This window comes from Pararoseomonas sp. SCSIO 73927 (genome assembly GCF_037040815.1).
Taxonomy (GTDB): Bacteria; Pseudomonadota; Alphaproteobacteria; order Acetobacterales; family Acetobacteraceae; genus Roseomonas.
In genome coordinates, this window is sequence record NZ_CP146232.1 from 5351106 (window position 1) to 5372238 (window position 21133).

General features: G+C 74.0%; 20 protein-coding genes and 1 tRNA gene. 8 read left to right on the forward strand and 13 right to left on the reverse strand.

What is annotated here, in order from left to right; translation table 11 throughout:
* The first annotated feature begins 2 nt into the window (after positions 1 to 2).
* A complete protein-coding gene (locus tag VQH23_RS25280; RefSeq protein WP_338663438.1) occupies positions 3 to 761 on the forward strand; it encodes a hypothetical protein in 759 nt (252 codons plus the stop codon).
* Here the strand turns inward: VQH23_RS25280 and obgE are convergent.
* The 3 genes from obgE to rplU all read right to left on the reverse strand — a co-directional run bounded on the left by obgE (position 758) and on the right by rplU (position 2444).
* A complete protein-coding gene (obgE, locus tag VQH23_RS25285; RefSeq protein ID WP_338663440.1) occupies positions 758 to 1762 on the reverse strand; it encodes a GTPase ObgE in 1005 nt (334 codons plus the stop codon). The two genes, VQH23_RS25280 and obgE, sit on opposite strands and share 4 nt — an antisense overlap.
* A 72-nt stretch (positions 1763 to 1834) precedes the next feature.
* Positions 1835 to 2104 (reverse strand): 50S ribosomal protein L27, encoded by a 270-nt coding sequence (gene rpmA, locus VQH23_RS25290; RefSeq protein ID WP_338663442.1) that lies wholly within the window; start codon positions 2102 to 2104, stop codon positions 1835 to 1837.
* Between the two features lie 25 nt (positions 2105 to 2129).
* Positions 2130 to 2444: a 50S ribosomal protein L21 gene (rplU, locus tag VQH23_RS25295; RefSeq protein WP_338663444.1), complete on the reverse strand. Its 315-nt coding sequence runs from the start codon at positions 2442 to 2444 to the stop codon at positions 2130 to 2132.
* Between the two features lie 235 nt (positions 2445 to 2679).
* On the opposite strand from rplU, the gene VQH23_RS25300 reads away from it, so the two are divergent.
* Both VQH23_RS25300 and VQH23_RS25305 read left to right on the forward strand, forming a co-directional pair.
* A tRNA-Ser gene (locus VQH23_RS25300) sits at positions 2680 to 2769 on the forward strand.
* A gap of 154 nt (positions 2770 to 2923) precedes the next feature.
* On the forward strand, positions 2924 to 3127 hold the full coding sequence (locus VQH23_RS25305; protein ID WP_338663446.1) for a hypothetical protein: 204 nt from the start codon (positions 2924 to 2926) through the stop codon (positions 3125 to 3127).
* A 24-nt stretch (positions 3128 to 3151) separates the two neighbouring features.
* Here VQH23_RS25305 and VQH23_RS25310 read toward each other — a convergent pair whose 3' ends face one another.
* Positions 3152 to 4687 carry an alkaline phosphatase D family protein gene (locus tag VQH23_RS25310; RefSeq protein ID WP_338663448.1) on the reverse strand — a complete coding sequence of 512 codons (1536 nt, stop codon included), beginning with the start codon at positions 4685 to 4687 and terminating at the stop codon, positions 3152 to 3154.
* Positions 4688 to 4893: 206 nt separating this feature from the next.
* On the opposite strand from VQH23_RS25310, the gene VQH23_RS25315 reads away from it, so the two are divergent.
* Positions 4894 to 6834, forward strand: coding sequence for a diguanylate cyclase domain-containing protein (locus VQH23_RS25315; protein WP_338663450.1), 1941 nt, complete (start codon positions 4894 to 4896; stop codon positions 6832 to 6834).
* On the opposite strand, the gene VQH23_RS25320 is transcribed toward VQH23_RS25315, so the two are convergent.
* From VQH23_RS25320 to VQH23_RS25360, 9 genes are all read right to left on the reverse strand, one after another.
* Positions 6794 to 7720 (reverse strand): GNAT family N-acetyltransferase, encoded by a 927-nt coding sequence (locus VQH23_RS25320; protein WP_338663452.1) that lies wholly within the window; start codon positions 7718 to 7720, stop codon positions 6794 to 6796. The two genes, VQH23_RS25315 and VQH23_RS25320, sit on opposite strands and share 41 nt — an antisense overlap.
* Entirely contained in the window at positions 7717 to 8883 is a 1167-nt protein-coding gene (locus VQH23_RS25325; protein WP_338663453.1) for an aminotransferase class I/II-fold pyridoxal phosphate-dependent enzyme, read from the reverse strand. Before VQH23_RS25325 ends, VQH23_RS25320 begins: the two co-directional genes overlap by 4 nt.
* Positions 8884 to 8943: 60 nt before the next feature.
* The gene (locus VQH23_RS25330; protein WP_338663454.1) at positions 8944 to 10128 is read right to left on the reverse strand and encodes a hypothetical protein; all 1185 of its coding nucleotides are present in this window, start codon (positions 10126 to 10128) and stop codon (positions 8944 to 8946) included.
* A gap of 43 nt (positions 10129 to 10171) precedes the next feature.
* Positions 10172 to 11251 (reverse strand): FAD-dependent monooxygenase, encoded by a 1080-nt coding sequence (locus tag VQH23_RS25335; RefSeq protein ID WP_338663455.1) that lies wholly within the window; start codon positions 11249 to 11251, stop codon positions 10172 to 10174.
* Positions 11248 to 11910 carry a methyltransferase domain-containing protein gene (locus VQH23_RS25340; RefSeq protein WP_338663456.1) on the reverse strand — a complete coding sequence of 221 codons (663 nt, stop codon included), beginning with the start codon at positions 11908 to 11910 and terminating at the stop codon, positions 11248 to 11250. The genes VQH23_RS25335 and VQH23_RS25340 overlap by 4 nt, the downstream gene beginning before the upstream one ends.
* Before the next feature lie 32 nt (positions 11911 to 11942).
* Entirely contained in the window at positions 11943 to 12995 is a 1053-nt protein-coding gene (locus tag VQH23_RS25345; protein ID WP_338663457.1) for a type III polyketide synthase, read from the reverse strand.
* A 64-nt stretch (positions 12996 to 13059) separates the two neighbouring features.
* The gene (locus VQH23_RS25350) at positions 13060 to 14514 is read right to left on the reverse strand and encodes a replication protein RepA (RefSeq protein ID WP_338663459.1); all 1455 of its coding nucleotides are present in this window, start codon (positions 14512 to 14514) and stop codon (positions 13060 to 13062) included.
* Positions 14515 to 14900: 386 nt separating this feature from the next.
* Positions 14901 to 15269, reverse strand: coding sequence for an HU family DNA-binding protein (locus VQH23_RS25355; RefSeq protein ID WP_209375196.1), 369 nt, complete (start codon positions 15267 to 15269; stop codon positions 14901 to 14903).
* A gap of 127 nt (positions 15270 to 15396) precedes the next feature.
* Complete coding sequence (locus VQH23_RS25360; RefSeq protein WP_338663463.1) at positions 15397 to 17433, reverse strand: NAD(+) synthase; 2037 nt, start codon at positions 17431 to 17433, stop codon at positions 15397 to 15399.
* Positions 17434 to 17609: 176 nt separating this feature from the next.
* Here VQH23_RS25360 and VQH23_RS25365 point away from each other — a divergent pair, with 176 nt between their 5' ends.
* The 4 genes from VQH23_RS25365 to VQH23_RS25380 are packed head-to-tail and all read left to right on the forward strand — an operon-like array spanning position 17610 to position 21090.
* A complete protein-coding gene (locus tag VQH23_RS25365; RefSeq protein WP_338663465.1) occupies positions 17610 to 19124 on the forward strand; it encodes an MDR family MFS transporter in 1515 nt (504 codons plus the stop codon).
* 46 nt (positions 19125 to 19170) lie between these two features.
* Positions 19171 to 19407, forward strand: coding sequence for a hypothetical protein (locus VQH23_RS25370; protein WP_338663466.1), 237 nt, complete (start codon positions 19171 to 19173; stop codon positions 19405 to 19407).
* Between the two features lie 48 nt (positions 19408 to 19455).
* Positions 19456 to 20574, forward strand: coding sequence for a glutamate 5-kinase (proB, locus tag VQH23_RS25375; protein ID WP_338663467.1), 1119 nt, complete (start codon positions 19456 to 19458; stop codon positions 20572 to 20574).
* A gap of 60 nt (positions 20575 to 20634) precedes the next feature.
* Positions 20635 to 21090, forward strand: a complete 456-nt coding sequence (locus tag VQH23_RS25380) for a DUF4126 family protein (RefSeq protein WP_338663468.1) — start codon at positions 20635 to 20637, stop codon at positions 21088 to 21090.
* Positions 21091 to 21133 lie beyond the last annotated feature (43 nt).

The window sequence follows — 21133 nt, forward strand, 5'->3', positions numbered from 1 at the left end:
CGATGCGCCGCCGGGCCGCCCGATTCGTGCCTGCCCTCCTGCTGCTCCTGGCGGCCGGCGCCCCCCTCCTCGCCCCGGTCGGCGTCTTGGCCGCGCCCTGCGGCGCGCCGGACGAGCTGATCGAGCCCGCACCCCTGCCCGCCGCCGCCGCCGCGATCTCGGCCGGAAGCCTGCCCGTTCTCGTGGTGGGCTCGGCCAGCGTCTCCGGGCCCGGCGGCAGCGGGTCGGAGAGCGCCTACCCGGCCCAGCTCCAGGCGCTGCTCGCCCGCGCCTTCCCCGGCGTGCGGGTGGAGGTGGCCGTGCGCGGCGCCCGCGGCACGCTGGCGGCCGAGCACCTCGCCCTGATCCGGGACGCCCTGGCCGACGGACGGCGCGCCCTGGTGCTCTGGCAGGCCGGGACGGTGGAGACGGTGCGCGGCACCGATGTGGGCGAGATGACCGATGCCATCCAGGAGGGGGCGGAGCGGGTGCGGGAGGCGGGCGGCGACCTGATCCTGCTCGATCCCCAGTGGTCGCGCTTCCTGCGCGCCAATGCCGACGTGGAATCCTACCGCGACGCCCTGCGCGCGGCCGCCGCCGCCGCCGGCGCGGGGCTGTTCAGTCGCTACGCGCTGATGGGCGCCTGGGCCGAGGCCGGCACGGTAGACGTGGAGCGCGCGCCGCAGGGGCTGAAGGTGGTGGAGGTGGACAAGCTCAACCGCTGCCTGGCGCAGGGTCTGGAGGAGATGATCGCGCGCGGAGTGGCGGAGGCGCGGCGCTAGTCGGCCTTCCGCGCGGCGGCAACAGTATCTGCGAGGATGCGCAGCACCCCCGGAACCCCCTCTCCGGTCGCGCCGGAGATCAGCAGCGGCTCCTTCCCCAGGGCGCGGGCCAGGGCCTTCACCCGGCTGGCCTTTGCCTGGGGGGTCATGGCGTCCATCTTGTTCAGCGCCACGATCTCCGGCTTCTCGGACAGGCCGCCGCCATAGCCCTCCAGCTCCGCGCGCACCGTGCGATAGGCCTCGGCCGGGTCGGCCTGGGTGCCGTCGATGAGGTGCAGCAGCACGGCGCAGCGCTCGATATGACCGAGGAAGCGGTCGCCCAGCCCGGCGCCTTCATGCGCGCCCTCGATCAGGCCGGGGATGTCGGCGAGGACGAACTCCTCCGTCGCGCTCGGCCGCACCACGCCGAGCTGCGGGTGCAGGGTGGTGAAAGGGTAGTCCGCGATCTTCGGGCGGGCGGCGCTGCTCGCCGCGAGGAAGGTGGACTTGCCGGCATTGGGCAGACCCACCAGCCCGGCATCGGCGATGAGCTTCAGCCGCAGCCAGACCCAGCGCTCCTCGCCCGGATAGCCCTTGTCGGCGCGGCGAGGGGCGCGATTGGTGCTCGTCTTAAAGTGGGCGTTGCCGTGGCCGCCATCGCCGCCGCGGCAAAGGACCTCGGTCTGGCCGGGCTTGGTCAGGTCCGCCAGCACCGTCTCCTTGTCGTCCGCCAGGATCACGGTGCCGACAGGGACCTTCAGCACCACGTCGTCCGACGCCGCGCCGGTGCGGTCCGAGCCCGCGCCGTTACCGCCCTTGCGGGCCTTGAAGTGCTGGGCGTAGCGGTAGTCGATGAGGGTGTTCAGCCCCTCCACCGCCTGGGCGAGCACGTTGCCGCCGCGGCCGCCGTTGCCGCCGTCCGGACCGCCGAACTCGATGTACTTCTCGCGCCGGAAGGCGACCACGCCGTCCCCGCCGTCACCGGCCTTCAGGTAGACCTTCGCCTCGTCGAGGAACTTCATGGCTCTGCGTATTCCAAACGAAAACGGGGGCCGACGAGCGGCCCCCGTGATCCTCAGCGCTGGGCTGGAGGCTTACTCGGCCGCGACGGCCAGCGGCTCCACCGAGACCGCCACGCGGTTGTCGGCCTTGCGCTCGAACTTCACGTGCCCGTCCACGAGGGCGTGGATGGAGTGGGTGCGGCCAACCAGCACGTTGCGGCCCGGCATCATCTTCGTACCGCGCTGGGTCACGATGATGTTGCCGGCGCGCACGGCCTGGCCACCGAACAGCTTCACGCCGAGGCGCTTGCCGGCGGAGTCGCGCCCGTTGCGGGAGGAGCCGCCGGCCTTCTTATGAGCCATCTCTCAGATCTCCTGGTCTAAGCGCTCAGGCCGCGAAGTCGCCAATCCGCAGCACCGTGAGGTGCTGGCGGTGGCCGTTCTTGCGGCGGCTGTTCTGCCGGCGGCGCTTCTTGAAGATGATCACCTTGTCGCCGCGCTTCTGCTCCAGCACGGTCGCGGTCACGGAGGCGCCGGGAACGGTCGGGGCGCCGATCTGCAGACCGGCCGCGCCGCCAAGGGCGAGTACGTCGTGCAGGGTGACGGTCGCGCCCACCTCGGCCTCGAGCTTCTCGACGGTGAGAACGGCGTTCGGCGTGACGCGATACTGCTTCCCGCCGGTGCGGATCACTGCGTAGGTCATGGGGGCGGGTCCGCCTCGTCTCGGGCTCGTGTTTCGGTCGTGCAGATGCCGGCACGGCCCGCGCCCTGGAAGGGGGGCCCACCGGAAGAGGGGCGGCGTATAGCGGGCTTGTCATGCGGGAGTCAACCATTCCGCACCCCGCGCCGCGCCGCCCCCTCGCGTCGGACCCGCCTCCTGCCCCGCGCGGCGCGTTGCACCCGGCCGCGGGGCCCATTATACGGCGGTCACGCGCCCCGGAGAGGTGCCAGAGTGGCCGATTGGGCCGGTCTCGAAAACCGGAGTAGGGGCAACCCTACCGTGGGTTCGAATCCCACCCTCTCCGCCAGCCCTCCCCCTGCAACGATCCTCCGCCGCAACGCCATCGCATTGTCGCGGCGCCGCCACGTTTCGGTCCCGTCCGCATCCAATCTGCCGCTGCGAGGTTGCGATCGAGCGGGAATGTCCCAGCCCGGCGCGGGACGCTGCAGGAGTGAGGGCGCATGTCTGCGGAACTCGAGCGGCTCAACAGAATGGCGGAGTTCTTCCTGGGGCTGGCGGACCGGGCCGGGCCGGGGCCGGGGCCGGCGAAGGACTTCCTGCTCGACATGGCCGAGTACTTCCTCGCCCGGGCCGTGCCGCTGGATGCCGAAACCGCGCTTCCGCCCGGGGACACGCCCGATCCCGAGATGCCGGAGGCGATGTAGGCCTGGCTCCGGGCAGGCGCTCGGCTACCCCGCCTGCAGCGCGCTCCGCCCCGCCTCCACCACGTAGCGGCGCGGGGTCGCGCTGCCCGTGCCGGGGTCCCGCACATTCGACAGGGCGCGCAGCTCGGCGGTCGCCGTCTCCGGTGTCAGCGTCATCATCACGTAGCCGCGGGAACGGCCGTCCGCGTAGGCGACGTGCGGGTCCGCCGGGTAGGCCCGGCCATAGGGCGGGCCGGGGCTGGAGATGGAGGTGCCGGTGAACTCCACCGCCACGGGCGGCGTCTCCGCCCGGTCGAAGTCCGTCCGCAGCTCGGAGACGATGTGGGCGTGCACGTCGCCGCCGATCACGATCGGGTTCTGCGCGCGGCTCGCGGCCACCCCTTCCAGCAGGCGGCGCCGGGCCGCGGGGTAGCCGTCCCAGTTGTCGGTCTGGTAGCGCGGCGGCTCCTCGGGCGTGCCGAGCCGGGCCATGCGGGTCTGCTGCGCCAGGATCGTCCAGCGCGCGCCTCCCTCGGCCAGCCCTTCGCGCAGCCAAGCCTCCTGCGCGGCCCCGAGCATGGTGCGGCCGGGATCGTCCAACGCCGGGCAGGCCTCGCGGGACACCTGGTTGCCGCCGCCCATGCCGGGCCTCGGGCAGGGCTGGTGGTCGCGGTACTGCCGGTCGTCGAGGATGTGAAAGCGCGCCAGCCCGCCGAAGCCGGCGCGGCGGTAGATCCGCGTGGCCGCGCCGCGGGGGCGCGCCGATTCCGGCAGCGGCATGTGCTCCCAGAAGGCCTTGTAGGCGGCGGCGCGCTTCGCCAGCACCGTCTCGCCCCCTTCCCGCTCGTCGCGATCGTTGGCGTAGTCGTTGCTCACCTCGTGGTCGTCCCAGGTGACGAGCCAGGGGCAGGCGCGGTGCATCGCCCGCAGGTCGGGGTCGGTCCTGTACAGGGCGTAGCGGTCCCGGTAGCCCGCCAAGTCCCGCGCCGTCGGGGCCTCGTGGCTCCGTACCGGGTTCCGCGCCGTGGAGGCCTCGTAGATGTAGTCGCCGAGAAAGACGACGAGATCCGGGTCTTCCGCCAGCATGTGGCGGTAGGCGCCGTAGAACCCCGCCTCGTAGTTCTGGCAGGAGGCGAAGGCGAAGCGCAGCCGCGCGGGGGCGGAGCCCGGCAGCGGCGCCGTGCGGGTGCGCCCCGTCTCGCTGGCGGCGCCGAGCGCCGTGAAGCGGTACCAGTAGGGCCGGTCCGGCTCCAGGCCCGTCAGCTCCAGGTGGACGGAGTGCGCGTCCTCCGGCACCGCCATCGTCTGCCCCCGCCGCACCACGTCGCGCAGCGCCTCGTCCCGCGCCACCACCCAGTCCACGGGCACGGGGCGGGCGGGCATGCCGCCGCCGCGCCAGGCCGTCGCCAACCGGGTCCAGAGCACGAAGCCGTCCGGCGCCGGCTCGCCGGAGGCGACCCCGAGGAGGAACAGGTCGGGCTCCGCCCCTTCCGCCGCCCGGGCCCGGGCATGGCCCATCAGCGCCAGGCCGGGCAGGGCGAGAAGGCCGCGGCGCGGCAGAAGAAGCTCAGGTGCTGACATCCCCGCCCGCCATGCCGCTTGGTCCATAACCTTCCGATTACACCAGCCGCGAGGCAGACAGGGTGACATCACGGCATCGATGCACCGCCACAAACATACAACCTGTGATAGAAAATCTTTAGCATCAATCGCGTTATCGTCGGGAATGTGGCCGGTCGTTGCAGCACGGAGCGGCTGGCCAGACCGGATCGCCAAGGGGGATCGCCTTGCCAGCCTTGACCGTCTCCACCGGGGCAGCACCCGCCCCGGGCCGGCCTTCCCGGGCTGTCAGACTGGCATACGCCCTCCTCTTCAGCGTCAGCGCGCTGCTCCTCCCGCTGACGGTCTGGCACGAATGGTCCGGCCGGCAGGGCCGGATCGAGGAGGTGCGGACGGCCTCCGCGAACCTCGCCCGCTCCCTTGTCCGCGACGCAGAGGGGGATTTCGCCATGGCGGACGTCGCCCTGGTCGGGCTGGTGGAGCAGCTGGAGACGGAGGGAACCGGTCCCGACAGCCTCGGCCAGCTCTCCCGTCTCATGCGCCGGCAGCTCGACAACCAGCCGGAACTGCGGAACTTCTCGGTCTATGGGGCGGACGGGGCGCTGCTGCTCAGCTCCTACGCCTCGCCGGTCGAGGGCATCGGCATCGCCGACCGGGACTATTTCCGCCTGCACCGGGAGGACCCCTCCCCCAGCCCCCGGCTCGGCACGGCCGTGCGGAGCCGCCTGGACGGGCAGTGGGTGGTCACCCTCTCGCGCCGCTTCCGGGACCGGGAGGGGCGGTTCGGCGGCGTCGCCGTGGCGGCGATGGGGATCGGGGCGCTGGCGCGCGGCTTCGTGGGGTTCGACCTCGGCGAGCACGGCTCCATCACCCTCGTCCGCGCCGATGGCCGGGTCCTCGCGCGCGTGCCGGCGGACGAGGCGGCGCTCGGCACGCCCGTCCTGAGCCGGACGCCGCTGCGGGATTCCGTCGCGCGCCGCGAATCCGGGCGGTTCCACTTCGCCTCGCCAATCGACGGGGTGGAGCGCATCGGCGCCTACTGGAGCGGCGAGCGCTTCCCGCTGACCGTGCTGGTCGGCCGGGGAACACAGGAGGCTCTCGGCGGATGGACCTGGCGGGCGCTGCTGCGGATCGCGGTCGCCGCCGTGCTCGCCGCCATCCTGGCCTTCCTGGGCCAAAGGCTCATCCGCCACGCGCGGCAGCGCCGGGCGGCCGAGCGGACCCTGGCGGAGAGCGAGGCGCAGTTCCGCCTCCTGGCGGAGCACGCGAGCGACATGGTCTCCCGCATTGGGCCGGACGGGCGGATCCGCTACGCCTCGCCGGCCGCGGCGCGCCTCCTCGGCCTGCCGTCCCGTTCGCTGCTGGGACGCCCGCTGCCGGAACTCGCCGACACCGAGGAGCGCCCGGCGCTCCAGACCGCGCTGGAGGAGGCGGCCGCCTCGCGCGCGCCGGTGGACGTGACCAGCCGCATCACGCGCCCGGACGGGGGCCGCGGCTGGATCGAGACGACGATCCAGAAGGTCCGCGGGGCGGAGGCCGAGCGCGACGGCTACGTCGCCGTCTCCCGCGACGTGACCGAGCGCCGGCAGATGCAGGAGCGCATGGCGGAGCTGGCCGCGACGGACGGGCTGACCGGCCTGGCCAACCGCCGCCGCTTCGACGAGGCGCTGGCAGTGGAGTGGCGCCGCGCGGCGCGCGAGGGCACCTGGCTGTCGATGCTGCTGCTCGACGTGGACCGCTTTAAGATGTTCAACGACCGCTACGGGCACCTGGCGGGGGATGACGCGCTGCGCGCCGTGGCGCGGGCGATGGAGGCCGCGATCCGCCGCCCCGGCGACCTCGCCGCGCGTTACGGCGGGGAGGAGTTCGCGGTGATCCTGCCCAACACCGACGCCGCCGGCGCGCGGGAGGTGGCCGAACTGGCCCGCGCGGCCATCGCGCGGGCCGGCATCCCGCACGAAGCGAACGAGTCCGGGCTGGTCACGGCGAGCATCGGCGTGGCGGCGGCGCAGCCCGTCGCCGCCACCCAGCCGGAATCCTCCATGCTCGTCGCCGCCGCTGACGCCGCGCTCTACGAGGCCAAGCGTACCGGGCGGAACCGAGTGGTCCATGCGCCCTCCATCACCGTCATGGGAACCCGGCGCGCGGCGCAGGGGGGCGGGCGCTGAGCCGCGGCGCGCGGTAGGCGGGAAAGTAGCCCCGCTCCTCGCGACCGGCTGAGAGCCGGGCATAGGCCGCCCCGTCCAGCACCCGGCCGCAGAGATGCGCGACGCGGGAGGCGTTGGCGAAGCCGCGCTTGAAGGCCGCCAGCCCGTCCGCCGCGTCGTCCGCCAGCCCGGCGCCGCCGCCGAGGTCGATCGCCTCCCGCCCCGCGAAGTGCGCGATGGCGGCGGCGTGCAGGGCGTAGGGCGCGCCCGCGCGGTAGCCCGCCGCATCGGTCGCGGCCAAGTGGCTGTAGGCCACGCGCCCGTCGTCGATCCAGAGGTGCATCCCGATCACCTCCCCTGCCGCGCCCTCCGCGAGGAAGCCGTGCAGCCCCTCCGTCTCCGCCAGGGCGACGAAGGAGGCGCGGGGGTAGTCGTGGGTGCCGGTGATGCCGTGCCGGCGGGTGAGCTCGCCGTAGAGCCGGCACCACTCGTCCAGATGGTCCCGCAGGGCGGCCTGGCGGACCCGGCACCGGCGCTCCGCCAGGCGGATGCAGCCGCGGTGGTGCGCGCTCGGCGCGAAGGCCCCGGCCCGGGGCTCCACCGTCAGGTGCGTCTTGAAGGGGGCGACAATGTCGAAGGCGGCGCGCAGGCGGTCCGGCGCCGGGCCGTGAAAAGGGTCCGCCACCAGCACCGCGCTGACGGCGCCGGCCGCGCGCAGCGCCTCGAGCCCGCCGCACAGGTCGGCCGCCTCCCCCAGGGCACCGAAGGGGTGCGGGCCGGCCGCGTCCACCGCGCCGCCGGGCGCCTCGCGCAGCAGCATGGTGGCGTCCCAGGGCTCCACCCAGATCGCACGGCCCACATGCGCCAGGGTCGCGGCGTAGCGGAGGCCGGCATAGGGGTGCGTCACGCGCCCGCCGCCCGCCGCGCCACGCCGCAGATGTACTCCACCTGGGTCGCCGTCATGTCCCGCCAGAAGGGCAGGCCGATGGCGCGCCGGGCGATCGCTTCCGTGACGGGCAGCGGATCGCGCGGGCAATCCGCGTAGGCGGGGTTGCGGTGACAGCCATCGCCCCACCAGCGCAGCGTGCCGATCCCCTCCCGCGCCAGGGCCGCCGCGCCGTCCGCCCCCTCCCCCGGCCAGAGCACGGAGAGGGTGGCGCTGACCCAGTCCCCGCCGAAACCCGGCGAGGACGGGAGGCCCGCATGCTCGAGGGCATCCGCGTAGTGGCGGGTGATGGAACGCCAGCCCGCGCGCGTTCCCGGCCAGGCATCCATCGCGGCCAGCCCGATGGCGGCCGCGTACTCCGACATCTTCGCGTTGGTGCCCGCCAGCACCGCGTCCCGCGAGCCGAGGAAGCCGAAGTTGGACAGGCGCCGCAGCCGTTCCAGCCACGCCGCGTCGCGCGACAGCACCGCGCCCCCCTCCCCAATCCCGAAGGATTTGGTGGCGTGCAGGCTGACGACCACCGGCGCGCGGCCGACCGCCATGGGGCCGCCGTCGCGCAGCGCGTCGAAGGCGGCGGCGGCATCGACGATCACGGGAACACCCGTGCGGTCCGAGAGGGCATCCCACCGCGCCAGGTCCAGCGGGCGGCCGAAGGGCGCGACGACGAGGATCGCGCCCATCTCCCCCAGGTCCGGCCGCGCCTCCACCGCATCCGGGTCCAGGGCCCAGGTCCCGGCATCCACGTCGGCGAAGTGCGGCACCAGCCCCGCTCCCCGCGCCGCGCCGGCGGTGGCGACGAAGGTCCAGGCCGGCATCAGGCACTTCCGCCCGGGCGCCACGCCGGTGGCGCGCAGCGCGAGCGCGAGCGCGAGGGTGGCGTTCGCCGTCAGCGCCACCTCATCGCCGCCCATCCCCCAGTGCGCGGCCAGGCGCGACTGGAGGCGCAGCCAGAGCAGGCCGTGATTGGCGTACCAGTGGTTGGCGTCGATCTCCTGCAAGTAGGGCAGGATCGCCTCCGCCGCCGGCAGGCGCGGCCGGGCCACGGGGATGCCGGGCGCCGCAAAGCCGCGCGCCAGGACCGGCGGGCGGGCGGGCTCGGCGAGACGCGCCGAATCCAAGGGCATGGTGACGCTCCTGATCGTCCTGATCGGGTGCCGCCCGGCATCCGGGCGGCATCGGAGAGGCTAGGCGGGAAACCTTTCCAGCCGGTTTCCGGCGCGCACGAGTTCCGCCAGCTCCACCAGGGCGCGCAGGAAGACTTCCGGCGGGAAGTCGCGCTCCGCCACGGCCAGGGCGGCGGCGGCGTCCGCGTCGCGGTCGGCGCGGCCGTGGAAGATCGCGGCGACCTGCTCGGGCAGGTTTCCCGCCGTCCAGTCCAGGCCGTGGAAGGCGGGAAGGTCGGCGAAGCGCGCGCGGGTGTAGGCGTTGCTGTCAGAGACGACGCAGGCGCGCGCGGCGAAGCCGCCGGCCACGCGCTCGTGCACGCCGCCCCCGAAGTTCGGCGTGGTGCTGACGAGGAACTGCGTCTCGGCGTAGAGCGCGGGCAGCTCCGCGGCGTGCAGCGCGGGGCGCAGCGCGGCGCGGGCGCCGGCGGTGTCCAGGTGATCCCATCCGCGGCCGATGATCAGCGCGCCGAGTGGCAGCAGCGCGCGGGCGAAGGCGTTGGACCGCAGCGCGCGGGTGTGCATGTCCACCTGGAAAGCGACGGCGAAGAGGATCTCCAGCCGCTCCTCCAGGTGCAGGCCGTTCGCGCGCGTCGCCTCGATCACCAGCTCGGTGATGTCGCCTGTGGGGCGCCGCGCCGCCTCCGCCGCCGCGTCGTTCAGGGCGCGTCGGAGGGGGGCGGGCCATCCCTCCCACTCCGCCCGGCGGCGTGCGGGGTCCTCCCCGGTCTTCACAAAGACCATGCGGTGCGGGCGGCGGGACCAGGGCGTGCGGTCCCGGTAGGGGTTGGGCAGCACGCCGAAGGGCAGCAGGGCAGAAATCTGGGGCGAGCGGATCAGGCGCCGCTGCACCGCCAGCCAGTCCTCCATCATGTAGCCGTTCGCCACCCAGCGGGAGAGGACGCGGTGGTTCGCCGGCAGCTGGCAGGGCGTGTCCGCGAGGACGGAGATGAAGGGGACCTGCAGCATGTCCCAGAGGTTCCCCTCCCCCACCGAGAGGGTGGCGCCGATTCCGGCGGAGCCCCAGGCAAGGGCGATGCCTTCCCGCGCCAGGGGCAGCAGGCGGTCGGTCCAGCCGGGCTGGTGCAGGTCGATGACGTGGCCCTGTAGCCCCATGGGTTGCAGGCGCTGCATGAAGGCGCCGTTCAGCTCGGCAAGGATGCCGTTCTCGTTCTCGCCGATGAAGGTGACGACGTGCCCGGCCATCCTGGCCCCCTGCTGAAACGCGGGGAGGATGTGGCGGGAGCGGTTAAGCGGCGCTGAAGCCGGGCATCCGGGTTTGCGCCGCCGCAAGCCGGGCCAGGGCGGGAGAGAGGCGGGCGGCGAGGGCCAGGGCGGCGGGCGCCCGGTCCAGCCCGCGCGCCAGCAGCCCGGCCCAGCGCATCGGCCGGTCCAGGCGGCGGTCCAGCGCCGCGTGGCAGGCCGGGGCCGGGCGGCCGGCCAGGATGGCGCGGGCCGCCTCCTCCCCGCCCGCCAGCGCCATGGCCACGCCATCCCCGGCCAGCGAGGGCACCACCGCGAACTGGTCACCCACGCGATAGAGACCCGGGTCGGGCGCCTTCCCGTCGCGGTGGCGGAAGCCGTAGGGCACGCCGGCCACGGCCATGGGGCGGGGCAGAAGTGGCGCCGCGCCGCGCAGCAGCGCCGCGCCCCGGGCGGATCCGGCCGCGACGCGTGCCAGCAGCGCGCGCGAATCCGTCGCCTCCACCGCGCGCAGCGCGGCGCAGAGATTCGCCCCGCCATCGGGCCGGGGCTGCAACCCGGCATAACCGCCCGGAAAGGGGAGCAGCATCACGGCATCTGGCAGCGGCGCCGCCAGACGCAGCGGCAGCTTCAGCCCCACCGCCCCGCCCGCCTTCGGCCGGGCATGGCCGCGCAGCTCGTGCTTGCCAGTGGCGAGCACGAGCACGTCACCCCGCAGCACCTCTCCGCCGGAGAGCCGCACGTGCCACTCCGCCCCCTCGCGCCGGGCGGTGGCCACGGCGGCGCCGCGGAGCAGCCGTGCGCCCGCTTCGGCGGCGAGCGTCAGCAGCACCTCGTCCAGCACGGCGCGCGGCAGGCTCCAGGCGCCGAAGGGCAATCGCCAGGAGGCTTCCTGCTCCCCCGCGGCGAGCCGTGCGGTCCCGATAGGCAGGGCGCCCAGCGCGGGCAGCGAGAGGCCCAGCGCTCCCAGCAGCGCGGCCGCGTCGGGGCCGAGGAACTCGCCGCAGACCTTCTCCCGCGCCGCCGCCTCGCGCTCCACCAGCGTCACCCGCGCACCCCCGCGCGCGAGGAGGATCGCGGCCGCGGCCCCGGCCGGACCGCCGCCCACCACCAGCACCGCCGTCACGGCATCCCCGGGCCGGTGACGATCCAGCGGAAGGGGAAGGCCCAGCGCAGCTCGGCGCGCGCGCCCGCGCGGTCGATCAGCGCCTGCCAGTCCGCCCGGGAGAAGCCGCGAGCGATGGAGACGGTGCTGTCATGCACCACCATCGGGTCCATTCGCAGCAGCCGCACACCCGCCCAGACGGTGGCCCAGGGGATCGGATGGCGGTGCAGGTCGCTCACCAGCCAGCCCAGCCGCGCCCGCTCCTCCATCCAGCGGAGGAAGCGGACGAGCGTTGCGTCGTCGAGGTGATGGGCAAAAAGGGAGCAGACCACCGCGTCGAACCGTTCCGCGGGATCCAGCGCGAAGAGGTCGGCGGTGATCCAGCGCGCGGCCAGATCCGGGTGGCGCGCCCGCGCATGCGCCTCCGCGTGCGGGGAGCGGTCCAGCGCCGCCAGCTCCACCGCCACGCCCCGGCGCGCACCCCACTCGGCCACCCGCGCCAGCATGTCGCCGCCGCCCGCGCCCACGTCCAGCACGCTCAGCCGCCGCACGCCGGTGCGCCGGGCCAGCGCGTCCAGCCAGCGCAGCGTCGGGCGGTAGGCCAGGCTCATGCGGTTGATGCGCTCCAGATCCTTCAGCGCGCCGGAGAAGGCGGCGAAGTCCTGGGCCGAATCGTCCATGATCTCCGGCGCGGAGGAGCGCGAGCGGAGCACTAGACGGTCTCGAAACGCATCGTCTCGGCCGAGAGGCCGGGGCCGAAGGCCATGGCGATGCCGCGCCGCCCCCCTTCCCGCTCCTCCATCATCGCGCGCAGCACGAACATGACCGTGGGGGAGGACATGTTCCCGTGCCCCTCCAGCACCGCGCGGGAGGCGGCGAGCGCCCCCTGTGGCGGGCGGCAGGATTCCTCCACCGCGTCCAGCACGGAGCGCCCGCCGGGATGGATCGCCCAGAGGTCGAAGGCGGCCGACTCCGCCCCGTCCAGCAGCGCGGGCAGGCGCGGCGGCAGGGCGCGGGAGAGGCTTTTCGGCACCTCGCCGGAGAGCACCATGTCGAAGCCGTTGTCGCCCACGCGCCAGGCGATCTGCTCCTCCGCCTCCGGCATCAGGGCGCAGCGGAAGCCGTCCAGCCGCAGCCCCTGCGGATCGGCGCTGACGAGGGCGGCGGAGCAGCCGTCGCCGAAGAGGAGGAAGCAGAGGAGCTGCTCCACCTCCGGCCTCTCCTGCAGGTGCAGGGTGCAGAGTTCCAGGTTCACCACCAGCACGCGCGCGGCGGGGTCGGCGCGCACCATGTCGTTGGCCGCCCGCAGCGCCACGATGGCGGCCTGGCAGCCCATGAAGCCTATATTCGTGCGCGCCACCGTCTCCGCCAGGCCCAGCCGGGCGGAGATGGCGTGGTCCAGGCCGGGCGCCGCGAAGCCGGTGCAGGAGGCGGTGACGAGGTGCGTGATGCCCTCCACCGGCCCCAGCGCCTCCAGCGCGCGGAAGGCCAGGGCGGGGGCCTCGGCCTCCCACCGCGCCATGCGCGCGCGGGTCGAGGGGAAGCCGCCGGGGGCGTAGAAGCCCTCCGCGTCCACCAGCCCCGGGCGGCCATCGGGCTCCAGCACGCTCCAGCGGCGGGCGATGCCGGCCCGGTCGGCCATGCGGGAGAAGAGGCGGCGCTCGCGCCCCTCGGGGATCAGCCCCTCCGCGAAAGCGCGGAAGGTGCCGTGGACCTCATGGCGCGGGGTGGCCGTGCCGATGCGGTTGAGGAAGACGGGCGCCATCCCCGTGCAGATCGGGACGGCGCCGGGAATTGTCAGGGGGCGCGGCCTCACAAGGCCGCGGCAGCTATCGCCAGGTCGGGCCCGGGGCCTTGCGAACGCGGCTGTTCACCTCCTCGGCGGAGGCGATGTTGCCCTCCCAGAACTCGTCGATCAGGTCGCGGTTCGCCATCACCCAGGCGGAGACCCGGTCGAAGTCGTTCTGGCCGAGCCCGCCGCTGACCTGCATCACGATGGGCTCCACCATCAGCACCGTCAGCCGGTCCGTGTCCATGCGCGTGCCGGGGGTGACGCCGACGAGGATGTTCTCCTCCCCGTGCCCGCGCCGCAGCCAGACCACCTGCGGCAGGCCCGTGAGGTGGGAGCGCAGCCGGATCATGTCGTCCATGATCGCGTCCACGGGGCCTTCGGCGCCCTCGTCGCGGCGGCGCCGGTCGTCGCGGCCGCGATCCTCGCGCGAGCGGTCCTCGCGGGGGCGGTCCTCGCGCGGCCGCTCGTCACGCACCCGCTCCTCACGGGGGCGCTCTTCCCGGGGGCGCTCTTCCCGGGGGCGCTCATCACGAGGCCGCTCGTCGCGGCGGCGATCCTCCCGCGGGCGAGTCTCCTCCGCCACGGGGGAAGACAGAGCGGCAGGTGCCTCCTGGGGGAGGACGGGTGCCGGGAGCGGCGCTTCCGGAATCGGTGCAGCAGGGGCGGGTGCGGCCGGGGCAGGCGCAGCAGGGACAGGCGCCTCAACAGCGGCCGCTTCCTGCGGCTGCGCCCGGCGCACGCTCACGCCATCATCATCCACCGCGAGCTCGATCGACAGGTCCGCCTCGAAGACGAGCCGGAGCGCGCCCTCAAAGGCCTCGCGGAAGGCCTCGGCCGAGGCGCCCGGCACGCCGAAGCGGGCCTGCAGCTCCGGCCAGGGGGTGGTCACCGTGGCCTCCGCCCCCGCGCGGGCCAGCGCCTCGCGCGTCCAAGCATGGGCGTCCATCGCCTCGGCGGAACCCGAGAGGGCGCGTTGGATGCCGCGGTCCAGCGGCACGGCGCTCGACTCCAGGCTCGCCAGGAAGCGCGCGTTGAGCTTCACCTGCGCGGGCCAGCCGCCGCCGCGCGGGCGGCTGCGGGCGTCGAGCACCGCCAGTTCCGGCCCGCCATCGACGGAAGCGGTGATCCGGGCACCGAGGATCCGGTCCATCTGCTCGGCCAGCGGGGTGGCCGCGCCCTCGGACAGGCCCATCCGCGCGGCCAGCGCCGCGGCATCCGCGCCCAGCGCCACGGTGGCCCCGCCGGCGCGCAGCGCGGAGTCGCACAGGAAGGCGAGCAGCAGGCGCAGACCCGGCCCGTCCGGCAAGGTCTCCCCCGCCGCGCCCGGGGCGATGCGGATCACGGCATCCAGCCCCTCGCGCCGCCACGCCTCCGCCCCCGGCTCAACCGGCAGGGCGAGGCGGCAGAACGCCGCGTGTTGCCAGAGGACGGACTCGGGCGCGGACGCGCGATCGGCTTCCGCCGCAACGGCAGGATCGGTGCGGGACGTCATGGACGGCAGGTGTACTCGAGAGGAATGAGGAACGGGGGCCGCGCGGCAGGTGCCGATAAAGAGGCGGCCAGACCTTCAGCCAGATAATGGCCGCGGGGCGCGGCGGCAAGCCCGGGCGCGCGCCCTGCTGCGAGGCGCCCGGCGACCGTGGACGTGGAAGGCGGTCCGATCGGCCTTCGCTGTCGGTCCGTGCCCAGAGTTCAGGGGCCGCGCGACCTGCCGGAATCGACCGGACTCGACGGGGAGAGCGCTCGACGGGAAAAGCGATGGATGTCCGGCCTGCGCCGGCGTGCCCGCGCCCTGCGCGGGGTGGCGGCCCGCCCCCACGCGGGGCCGGGCGCGGGTGCCCGGGCCGGTGGGCCGGCCCGGATCCCCTGGAAGGGCCGTCAGACGGCCTCCTTCAGCTCCTTGGCGGGGCGGAAGGCGATCTTCTTGGAGGCCGCGATCTGGATCTGCTCGCCCGTTGCGGGGTTGCGGCCCATGCGGGCGGGGCGGGACTTCACCTCGAGGATGCCGAGCCCGTTGATGCGGATCTTGGCGCCCTCCTTCAGGTGGTCCGCCAGGGAGGCGACGAAGTCGTTCACCAGCGTCTCGGCCTGCTTCTTCGGCATGTCGTGGCTCTCCGCGAGGGAGGCCGCGAGCTGCTTCAGGCTGACCACCGCGGCGGCCGCGGGCTTCGCCGCCGCATCCTTCGCGGGGGCCTTCGCCGCCGGAGCCTTCGCCGCGGGCTTCTTGGGTGCCGCTGCCTTTGCCATGTGATCCGCCTGATGTCTGTTGCGCGTGGTCGCCGAAATCACCACGAAGCCGGGGGGTCAACAAGTGGGATGGCGGGTTTATCCAGTAAATCCGGGCAAATTCGGCATTCCCGCCACACCTGCCGGGTCACGACTCGGGCACGTTGCGCCGCAGCTCGGCGAGCCAGGCCGCCGCGTTGCCGTCGGAGGGCGCGCGCCAGTCCCCGCGCGGGGAGAGGGAGCCGCCCGCAGCCACCTTCGGGCCGTTCGGCATGGCGGAGCGCTTGAACTGGGCGAATCCGAAGAAACGGCCGAGGAAGACCTCCAGCCAGCGGCGGATGGCCGGCAGGTCGTAGGCGCCGCGCCGCTCCTCCGGGAAGTGGGGCGGCCAGGCGCCGCGCGCCGCATCGCCCCAGGCCCGCAGCGCCAGGAAGGCGATCTTGGAGGGGCGGAAGCCGTAGCGCAGCGTGTAGAACAGGTTGAAGTCCTGCAGCGCGTAGGGGCCGATCTTCGATTCGGTGCTCTGGAGGGCGCCCGCGGCATCGGCCGGCACCAGTTCCGGCGAAATCTCCGTGTTCAGCACGCCGGTCAGGATGTCGGAAACCTCCGCCTCGAAGATCCCCTCCTCCGCCACCCAGCGGATCAGGTGCTGGATCAGCGTCTTCGGCACGCCGGCGTTGACGTTGTAGTGCGACATCTGGTCGCCCACGCCGTAGGTGCACCAGCCCAGCGCCAGTTCCGAGAGATCGCCGGTGCCGAGGACGATCCCGTTCTCGTTGTTCGCGGCGCGGAAGAGGTAGTCCGTGCGGAGCCCGGCCTGCACGTTCTCGAAGGTCACGTCGTACACGGGCTCGCCGCCCGCGAAGCGGTGGCCGAGGTCGCGCAGCATCTGCGTGGCGGAGGGGCGGATATCCAGCTCCCGCGCGTCGATCCCCAGCGCCGCCATCAGCCGGTGCGCGCTGCTCTTCGTGCCGGCGCTGGTGCCGAAGCCCGGCATGGTGAAGCCGATGATGTCCGTGCGCGGCCGCTTCATCAGGTCCATCGCGCGCGCGGCGACGATCAGCGCCTGGGTGGAATCCAGCCCGCCGGAGACGCCGATGACGATCTTCGGGTTGCCGATGGCGGTCAGGCGCTGCACCAGGCCGGAGACCTGGATGGCGTAGGCCTCGTAGCAGTCCTGGTTCAGCCGCGCGGGGTCGGCAGGCACGAAGGGGAAGCGCTCCACCCGCCGCTCGAAGCCGATGTCGTCCATCGGCGGGTCCAGGCGGAAGGGCACGGTGCGGAAGGGGCGCGCGTGGATACGGCGGTTGTCGTCGAAGGTGCCCTGCCGCGCCCGCTCCTGCCGGAGCATGTCGAGGTCGATGTCGGCGAAGACCGTCTGCCCTTCGGCGGGGAAGCGCTCGCTCTCGGCCAGCGTCGCGCCGTTCTCGAAGATCGAGACCTGTCCGTCCCAGGCGAGGTCGGTGGTGGATTCGCCCGCCCCGGCCGCGGCGTAGATATAGGCGCCGATGCAGCGGGCGGATTGGGAGGCGCAGAGCAGCCGGCGCGTATCCGCCTTCCCAACCGTGATGTTGCTGGCCGAGAGGTTCGCCAGCACCACGGCACCGGCCAGGGCACCCGCGTTGCTCGGCGGGTCCGGCACCCAGAGGTCCTCGCAGATCTCGGTGTGGATCACGAGGCCGGGCATGTCATCGGCGGCGAAGATCTGGTCGGGGCCGAAAGGCGCGCCGTGGCCGCCCACGCGGATCGTCCCGCCCTCCGTCCCCGCGCCGGAGGCGAACCAGCGCCGTTCGTAGAACTCGCGGTAGTTCGGCAGGTGGATCTTCGGCACCACGCCCAGCAGCCGGCCGCGATGAATCACCAGGGCGCAGTTATAAACCCGCCCCATGTGGCGCAGCGGCGCGCCCACCATCAGCACCGGCAGCAGCCCGGCCGATTCAGCGACCAACCGCGCGGCCGCCTCCTCCACCGCGTCCAGCAGCACGTCCTGCAGGTGCAGGTCGTCAATGGCGTAGCCGGAGAGGCCCAGCTCGGGGAACACGGCCAGGGCTGCGCCGCGCGCGTGGCACTCCCTCGCGGCGGCGAGGATGGCGGTGGCGTTGGCGGCGGGGTCGGCAAGGTGGACCCGCGTGGTGCAGGCGGCGACCCGCGCGAAGCCGTGACGGTAGAGGGCGTGGAAGCTCATGATGTCCGACTGAACGATCCCGGGCCGCCCGCGTTGGCGGGGTGACGCAAGATCATCCGCGGGTCTGGCGGGCGCAACCCGCCCCCTGCGCGCGGCGGAGGGCCGATCCGCGCCGGGCTGTCGCTGCGCGGCGATCCGCCGCGGAGGATGCCGGCACGAGGGGGAACGGCCAGGGAATGCCCGATACGAGCGCGCCGGATTCCGCCACCTCCCCTCCCCCGCCCCGGCCGGCACCCCGCCGCACGGTCTTCGCGGGGGCAATGCTGTGCATGCTGCTGGCCGCGCTGGACCAGAACATCGTCAACACGGCCCTCCCGCGCATGGTGGCGGATCTCGGGGGGATGGCGCACCTCTCCTGGGTGGTCACGGCCTTCATGCTGTCCTCCACCGTCACCACCCCGCTCTACGGCAAGCTCTCCGACACCTATGGGCGGCGGAAGCTCTTCCTCGTTGCGATCGTGGTGTTTCTTGCCGGTTCCTTCCTCTGCGGGGCGGCGGGGTCGATGGGGCAGCTTATCGGGTTCCGCGCCCTCCAGGGGCTGGGGGCAGGCGGGCTGATGGTGCTGGCCATGGCCTCGATCGGCGACGTGATCCCACCGCGGGAGAGGCCGCGCTACCAGGGGCTGTTCACCGGGGTCTTCGCCCTGGCCAGCGTGGCGGGGCCGTTGCTGGGCGGTGTCATCACCTCGGCCATTTCCTGGCGCTGGGTGTTCTACGTGAACCTGCCGCTGGGGGCGGTGGCGCTGCTGCTGATCGGCTTCGGGCTCCGCACCCCGCCCTCCGGCGGGCGCAAGCCGCTGGACCTGCCGGGGGTGCTGCTGATGGCGGGCTTCACGGCCACCCTCCTGCTCTACCTGGCCTGGGGCGGCACGGAGTTCCCTTGGTCCTCCCTGCCCAGCGCGGGGATGGCGGCGCTGGTGGTCCTGCTCTTCGCCGGCTTCGTCTGGCGGGAGAGCCGGGCGGAGGACCCGCTGGTCCGGCTCGGCCTGTTCCGCAACCCCGTCTTCTCCCGCGGGGTGGCGGTGGGCGGGATGATGGTCTTCGCCATGCTCGGCTCCACCGTCTTCCTGCCCCTCTACTTCCAGCTCGTCCTCGGCATGACCCCGGCGAGCGCGGGGGCGATGATGCTGCCGCAGGTCGCGGGGATGGTGCTCACCTCGATCCTCGGCGGCCGGGCGGCCGCGCGGATGGGAAAGAACAAGATCTTCATGCTCTGGGGCATCGGGCTGGAGGCGGTGGCGCTCTGCGCCCTGGCCGCCTTCTCCTACTTCGCCGCCCCGACCCCCGCCTTCCTCGTCGCTCTGGCCCTGCTGGGGCTGGGCATGGGGATGGGGATGCCGAACCTCACCACCGCCGTGCAGAACGCCGTGGCCTACAAGGAACTGGGTGCCGCGACAGGCGCGATGACCTTCCTGCGCTCCCTCGGCGGCGCGGTGGGGGTGGCGGCGTCCGGCGCCATCCTCGCCGCCAGATTGGCCGGGCCCGTGGACGTGGAGGCGATCACGCGCGGCGGGGCCGCCGCCCTCGCCGCCCTCACCCCGGAGCAGCACGCCGTGCTGTCCGAGGCCTACCGGACCGCGCTGTTCGGCTGCTTCAGCCTCAGCGCCGCGGTGATGACGGCGGCCTTCTTCCTCGTCCTCGGCCTGCCCGAGCAGACGCTGCGGGCCTCGGTGGAGGAGCAGCCGGCCTGAACCCCCTCCCCCGCCCCGCGTTCCCATGCCTGAAGGAGAACCGGCCATGAGCGAGCGCGAGGAAAGCTTCGAGGAGCGGGTGCGGCGGCTCGAGCGCCGGCGCGTCGGCCCGGAGGACGGGGAGGTCCGCAAGCAGGGCGGCGAGGCGGAGGACCGGATGGAAACCGCGGAGGACGAGGCGTTGCAGCCGGGAGAGGGAACCCGCCCCGGACCGACCCCACCCGGTCCTGCAGCGCCCGGTCCTGCTTCGCCCGGTCCTGCATCGCCCTCGGGGGTGCCCTGATCCCGCGCCCTGTCGCGGCGGCAGCCCGCCCGTGGTAACGGCGCGGGCATGTCCTCGCCCTCCCTCGCCACCTCCCGCCGCGTCGTCGTGAAGATCGGGTCCGCCCTCGTGGTGGACCCGGCGACGGCGGCGCCGCGGGAGGCGTGGCTGGCCTCCGTCGCGGCGGACGTGGCGCGGCTGCGGAAGGGCGGGGCGGAAGTGGTGCTCGTCTCCTCCGGCTCCATCGCCCTGGCGCGCCACCAGCTCGGCCTCACCCGACGCGCCCTGCGCCTCGAGGAGAAGCAGGCCGCCGCCGCCGTGGGCCAGATCCGCCTGGCGGGCGCATGGGAATCGGCGCTGGCCGCTCACGGCATGACCGCCGCCCAGGTGCTGCTGACCCTGGAGGACAGCGAGGACCGCCGCCGCTACCTGAACGCGCGGGAGACGCTGAAGACCCTGCTGAACCTCGGCTGCGTGCCCGTGATCAACGAGAACGACACGGTCGCCACCGCCGAGATCCGCTTCGGCGACAACGACCGCCTGGCCGCCCGGGTGGCGGAGATGATCGAGGCGGACGCGCTGGTCCTCCTCTCCGACATCGACGGCCTCTACACCGCCGATCCCCGCCGCGACCCGGAGGCGCGGCACCTGCCCCTGGTGGAGCGGGTGACGGAAGAGATCATGGCGATGGGTGGCGAGCCCCCGCCCGGCTACTCCTCCGGCGGGATGCGGACGAAGCTGATCGCGGCGCGGATCGCCACCGGCGCGGGCTGCGCCATGGCGATCGCGATCGGGAAGGAGAACAACCCCCTCTCCGCGATGCTGGCGGGGGCGCGCTCCACCTGGTTCCTTCCGGCGCCGGAGGGCCGTTCCGCCCGCAAGAGCTGGATCGCGGGCTCCCTCGCCCCGCACGGGCGGCTGGTGGTGGATGACGGCGCGGCGAAGGCTCTGGCGGAAGGCAGCTCCCTCCTCCCCGCCGGGGTGCGGGAGGTGCAGGGCGACTTCGACCGGGGCGACGCCGTCTCCGTCCGCGCCCTGGACGGGCGGGAGCTCGCCCGCGGCCTCTCCGCCTATGACGCGGAGAGCGCGCGCCGCATCGCCGGCCGCCGCAGCGCGGAGATCGAGGCCATCCTCGGCTGGCGCGGGCGGGACGTGATGGTCCACCGGGACGACATGGTCCTGGTCTGAGGGAACCGGGTCCCGCGCGGGCCGTTGGGCGGGGGCAACCCTGCCGCCCGGAGGCTCCGCTTGTTCCGTTCCCTGCTTATCGGCATCCCCGGCGGCATGCGGTCCATGACGCCGCTCGCTGCCGTCACCCTCGCGGCCCGGCGCGGCGCGCTGCCCCGCGACAACGGCGCCCCGTCGATCCTCTCCCACCCCTGGGCGTCCTGGGGCGCGGTGGCGCTCGCGGTCGGGGAGCTGATCGGGGACAAGCTCCCCTCCGCGCCGGACCGGATCATCGCGCCGGGCATCGCGGCCCGGATGGTGACCGGCGCGGTGGCGGGCATGGCCCTGGCCCCGCGCGAGAGGCGGGGCTTCGCCGCCTTCCTTGGCGCCGCGACCGCCGTGGCGGCCTCCTACATCACCTTCGACGCCCGGATCCGCTCCATGCGGCACCATGGGCAGGTCTCCACGGGGCTGATGGAGGACGCGATGGTGCTGGCGGCCACGCTATGGATCGTACGCGGCGCCCGCCGCGACTAGCGGTCACGCGGGCCGCGCCGGTCTGTCCCGCGCACCGGCGCGC

Excerpts from the sequence above, each read along its gene's own strand:
- VQH23_RS25280 (WP_338663438.1), top strand. The coding sequence starts at position 3 with ATGCGCCGCCGGGCCGCCCGATTCGTGCCTGCCCTCCTGCTGCTCCTG.
- obgE (WP_338663440.1), bottom strand. The coding sequence starts at position 1,762 with ATGAAGTTCCTCGACGAGGCGAAGGTCTACCTGAAGGCCGGTGACGGC.
- rpmA (WP_338663442.1), bottom strand. The coding sequence starts at position 2,104 with ATGGCTCATAAGAAGGCCGGCGGCTCCTCCCGCAACGGGCGCGACTCC.
- rplU (WP_338663444.1), bottom strand. The coding sequence starts at position 2,444 with ATGACCTACGCAGTGATCCGCACCGGCGGGAAGCAGTATCGCGTCACG.
- VQH23_RS25305 (WP_338663446.1), top strand. The coding sequence starts at position 2,924 with ATGTCTGCGGAACTCGAGCGGCTCAACAGAATGGCGGAGTTCTTCCTG.
- VQH23_RS25310 (WP_338663448.1), bottom strand. The coding sequence starts at position 4,687 with ATGTCAGCACCTGAGCTTCTTCTGCCGCGCCGCGGCCTTCTCGCCCTG.
- VQH23_RS25325 (WP_338663453.1), bottom strand. The coding sequence starts at position 8,883 with ATGCCCTTGGATTCGGCGCGTCTCGCCGAGCCCGCCCGCCCGCCGGTC.
- VQH23_RS25330 (WP_338663454.1), bottom strand. The coding sequence starts at position 10,128 with ATGGCCGGGCACGTCGTCACCTTCATCGGCGAGAACGAGAACGGCATC.
- VQH23_RS25340 (WP_338663456.1), bottom strand. The coding sequence starts at position 11,910 with ATGGACGATTCGGCCCAGGACTTCGCCGCCTTCTCCGGCGCGCTGAAG.
- VQH23_RS25345 (WP_338663457.1), bottom strand. The coding sequence starts at position 12,995 with ATGGCGCCCGTCTTCCTCAACCGCATCGGCACGGCCACCCCGCGCCAT.
- VQH23_RS25350 (WP_338663459.1), bottom strand. The coding sequence starts at position 14,514 with ATGACGTCCCGCACCGATCCTGCCGTTGCGGCGGAAGCCGATCGCGCG.
- VQH23_RS25355 (WP_209375196.1), bottom strand. The coding sequence starts at position 15,269 with ATGGCAAAGGCAGCGGCACCCAAGAAGCCCGCGGCGAAGGCTCCGGCG.
- VQH23_RS25360 (WP_338663463.1), bottom strand. The coding sequence starts at position 17,433 with ATGAGCTTCCACGCCCTCTACCGTCACGGCTTCGCGCGGGTCGCCGCC.
- VQH23_RS25365 (WP_338663465.1), top strand. The coding sequence starts at position 17,610 with ATGCCCGATACGAGCGCGCCGGATTCCGCCACCTCCCCTCCCCCGCCC.
- VQH23_RS25370 (WP_338663466.1), top strand. The coding sequence starts at position 19,171 with ATGAGCGAGCGCGAGGAAAGCTTCGAGGAGCGGGTGCGGCGGCTCGAG.
- proB (WP_338663467.1), top strand. The coding sequence starts at position 19,456 with ATGTCCTCGCCCTCCCTCGCCACCTCCCGCCGCGTCGTCGTGAAGATC.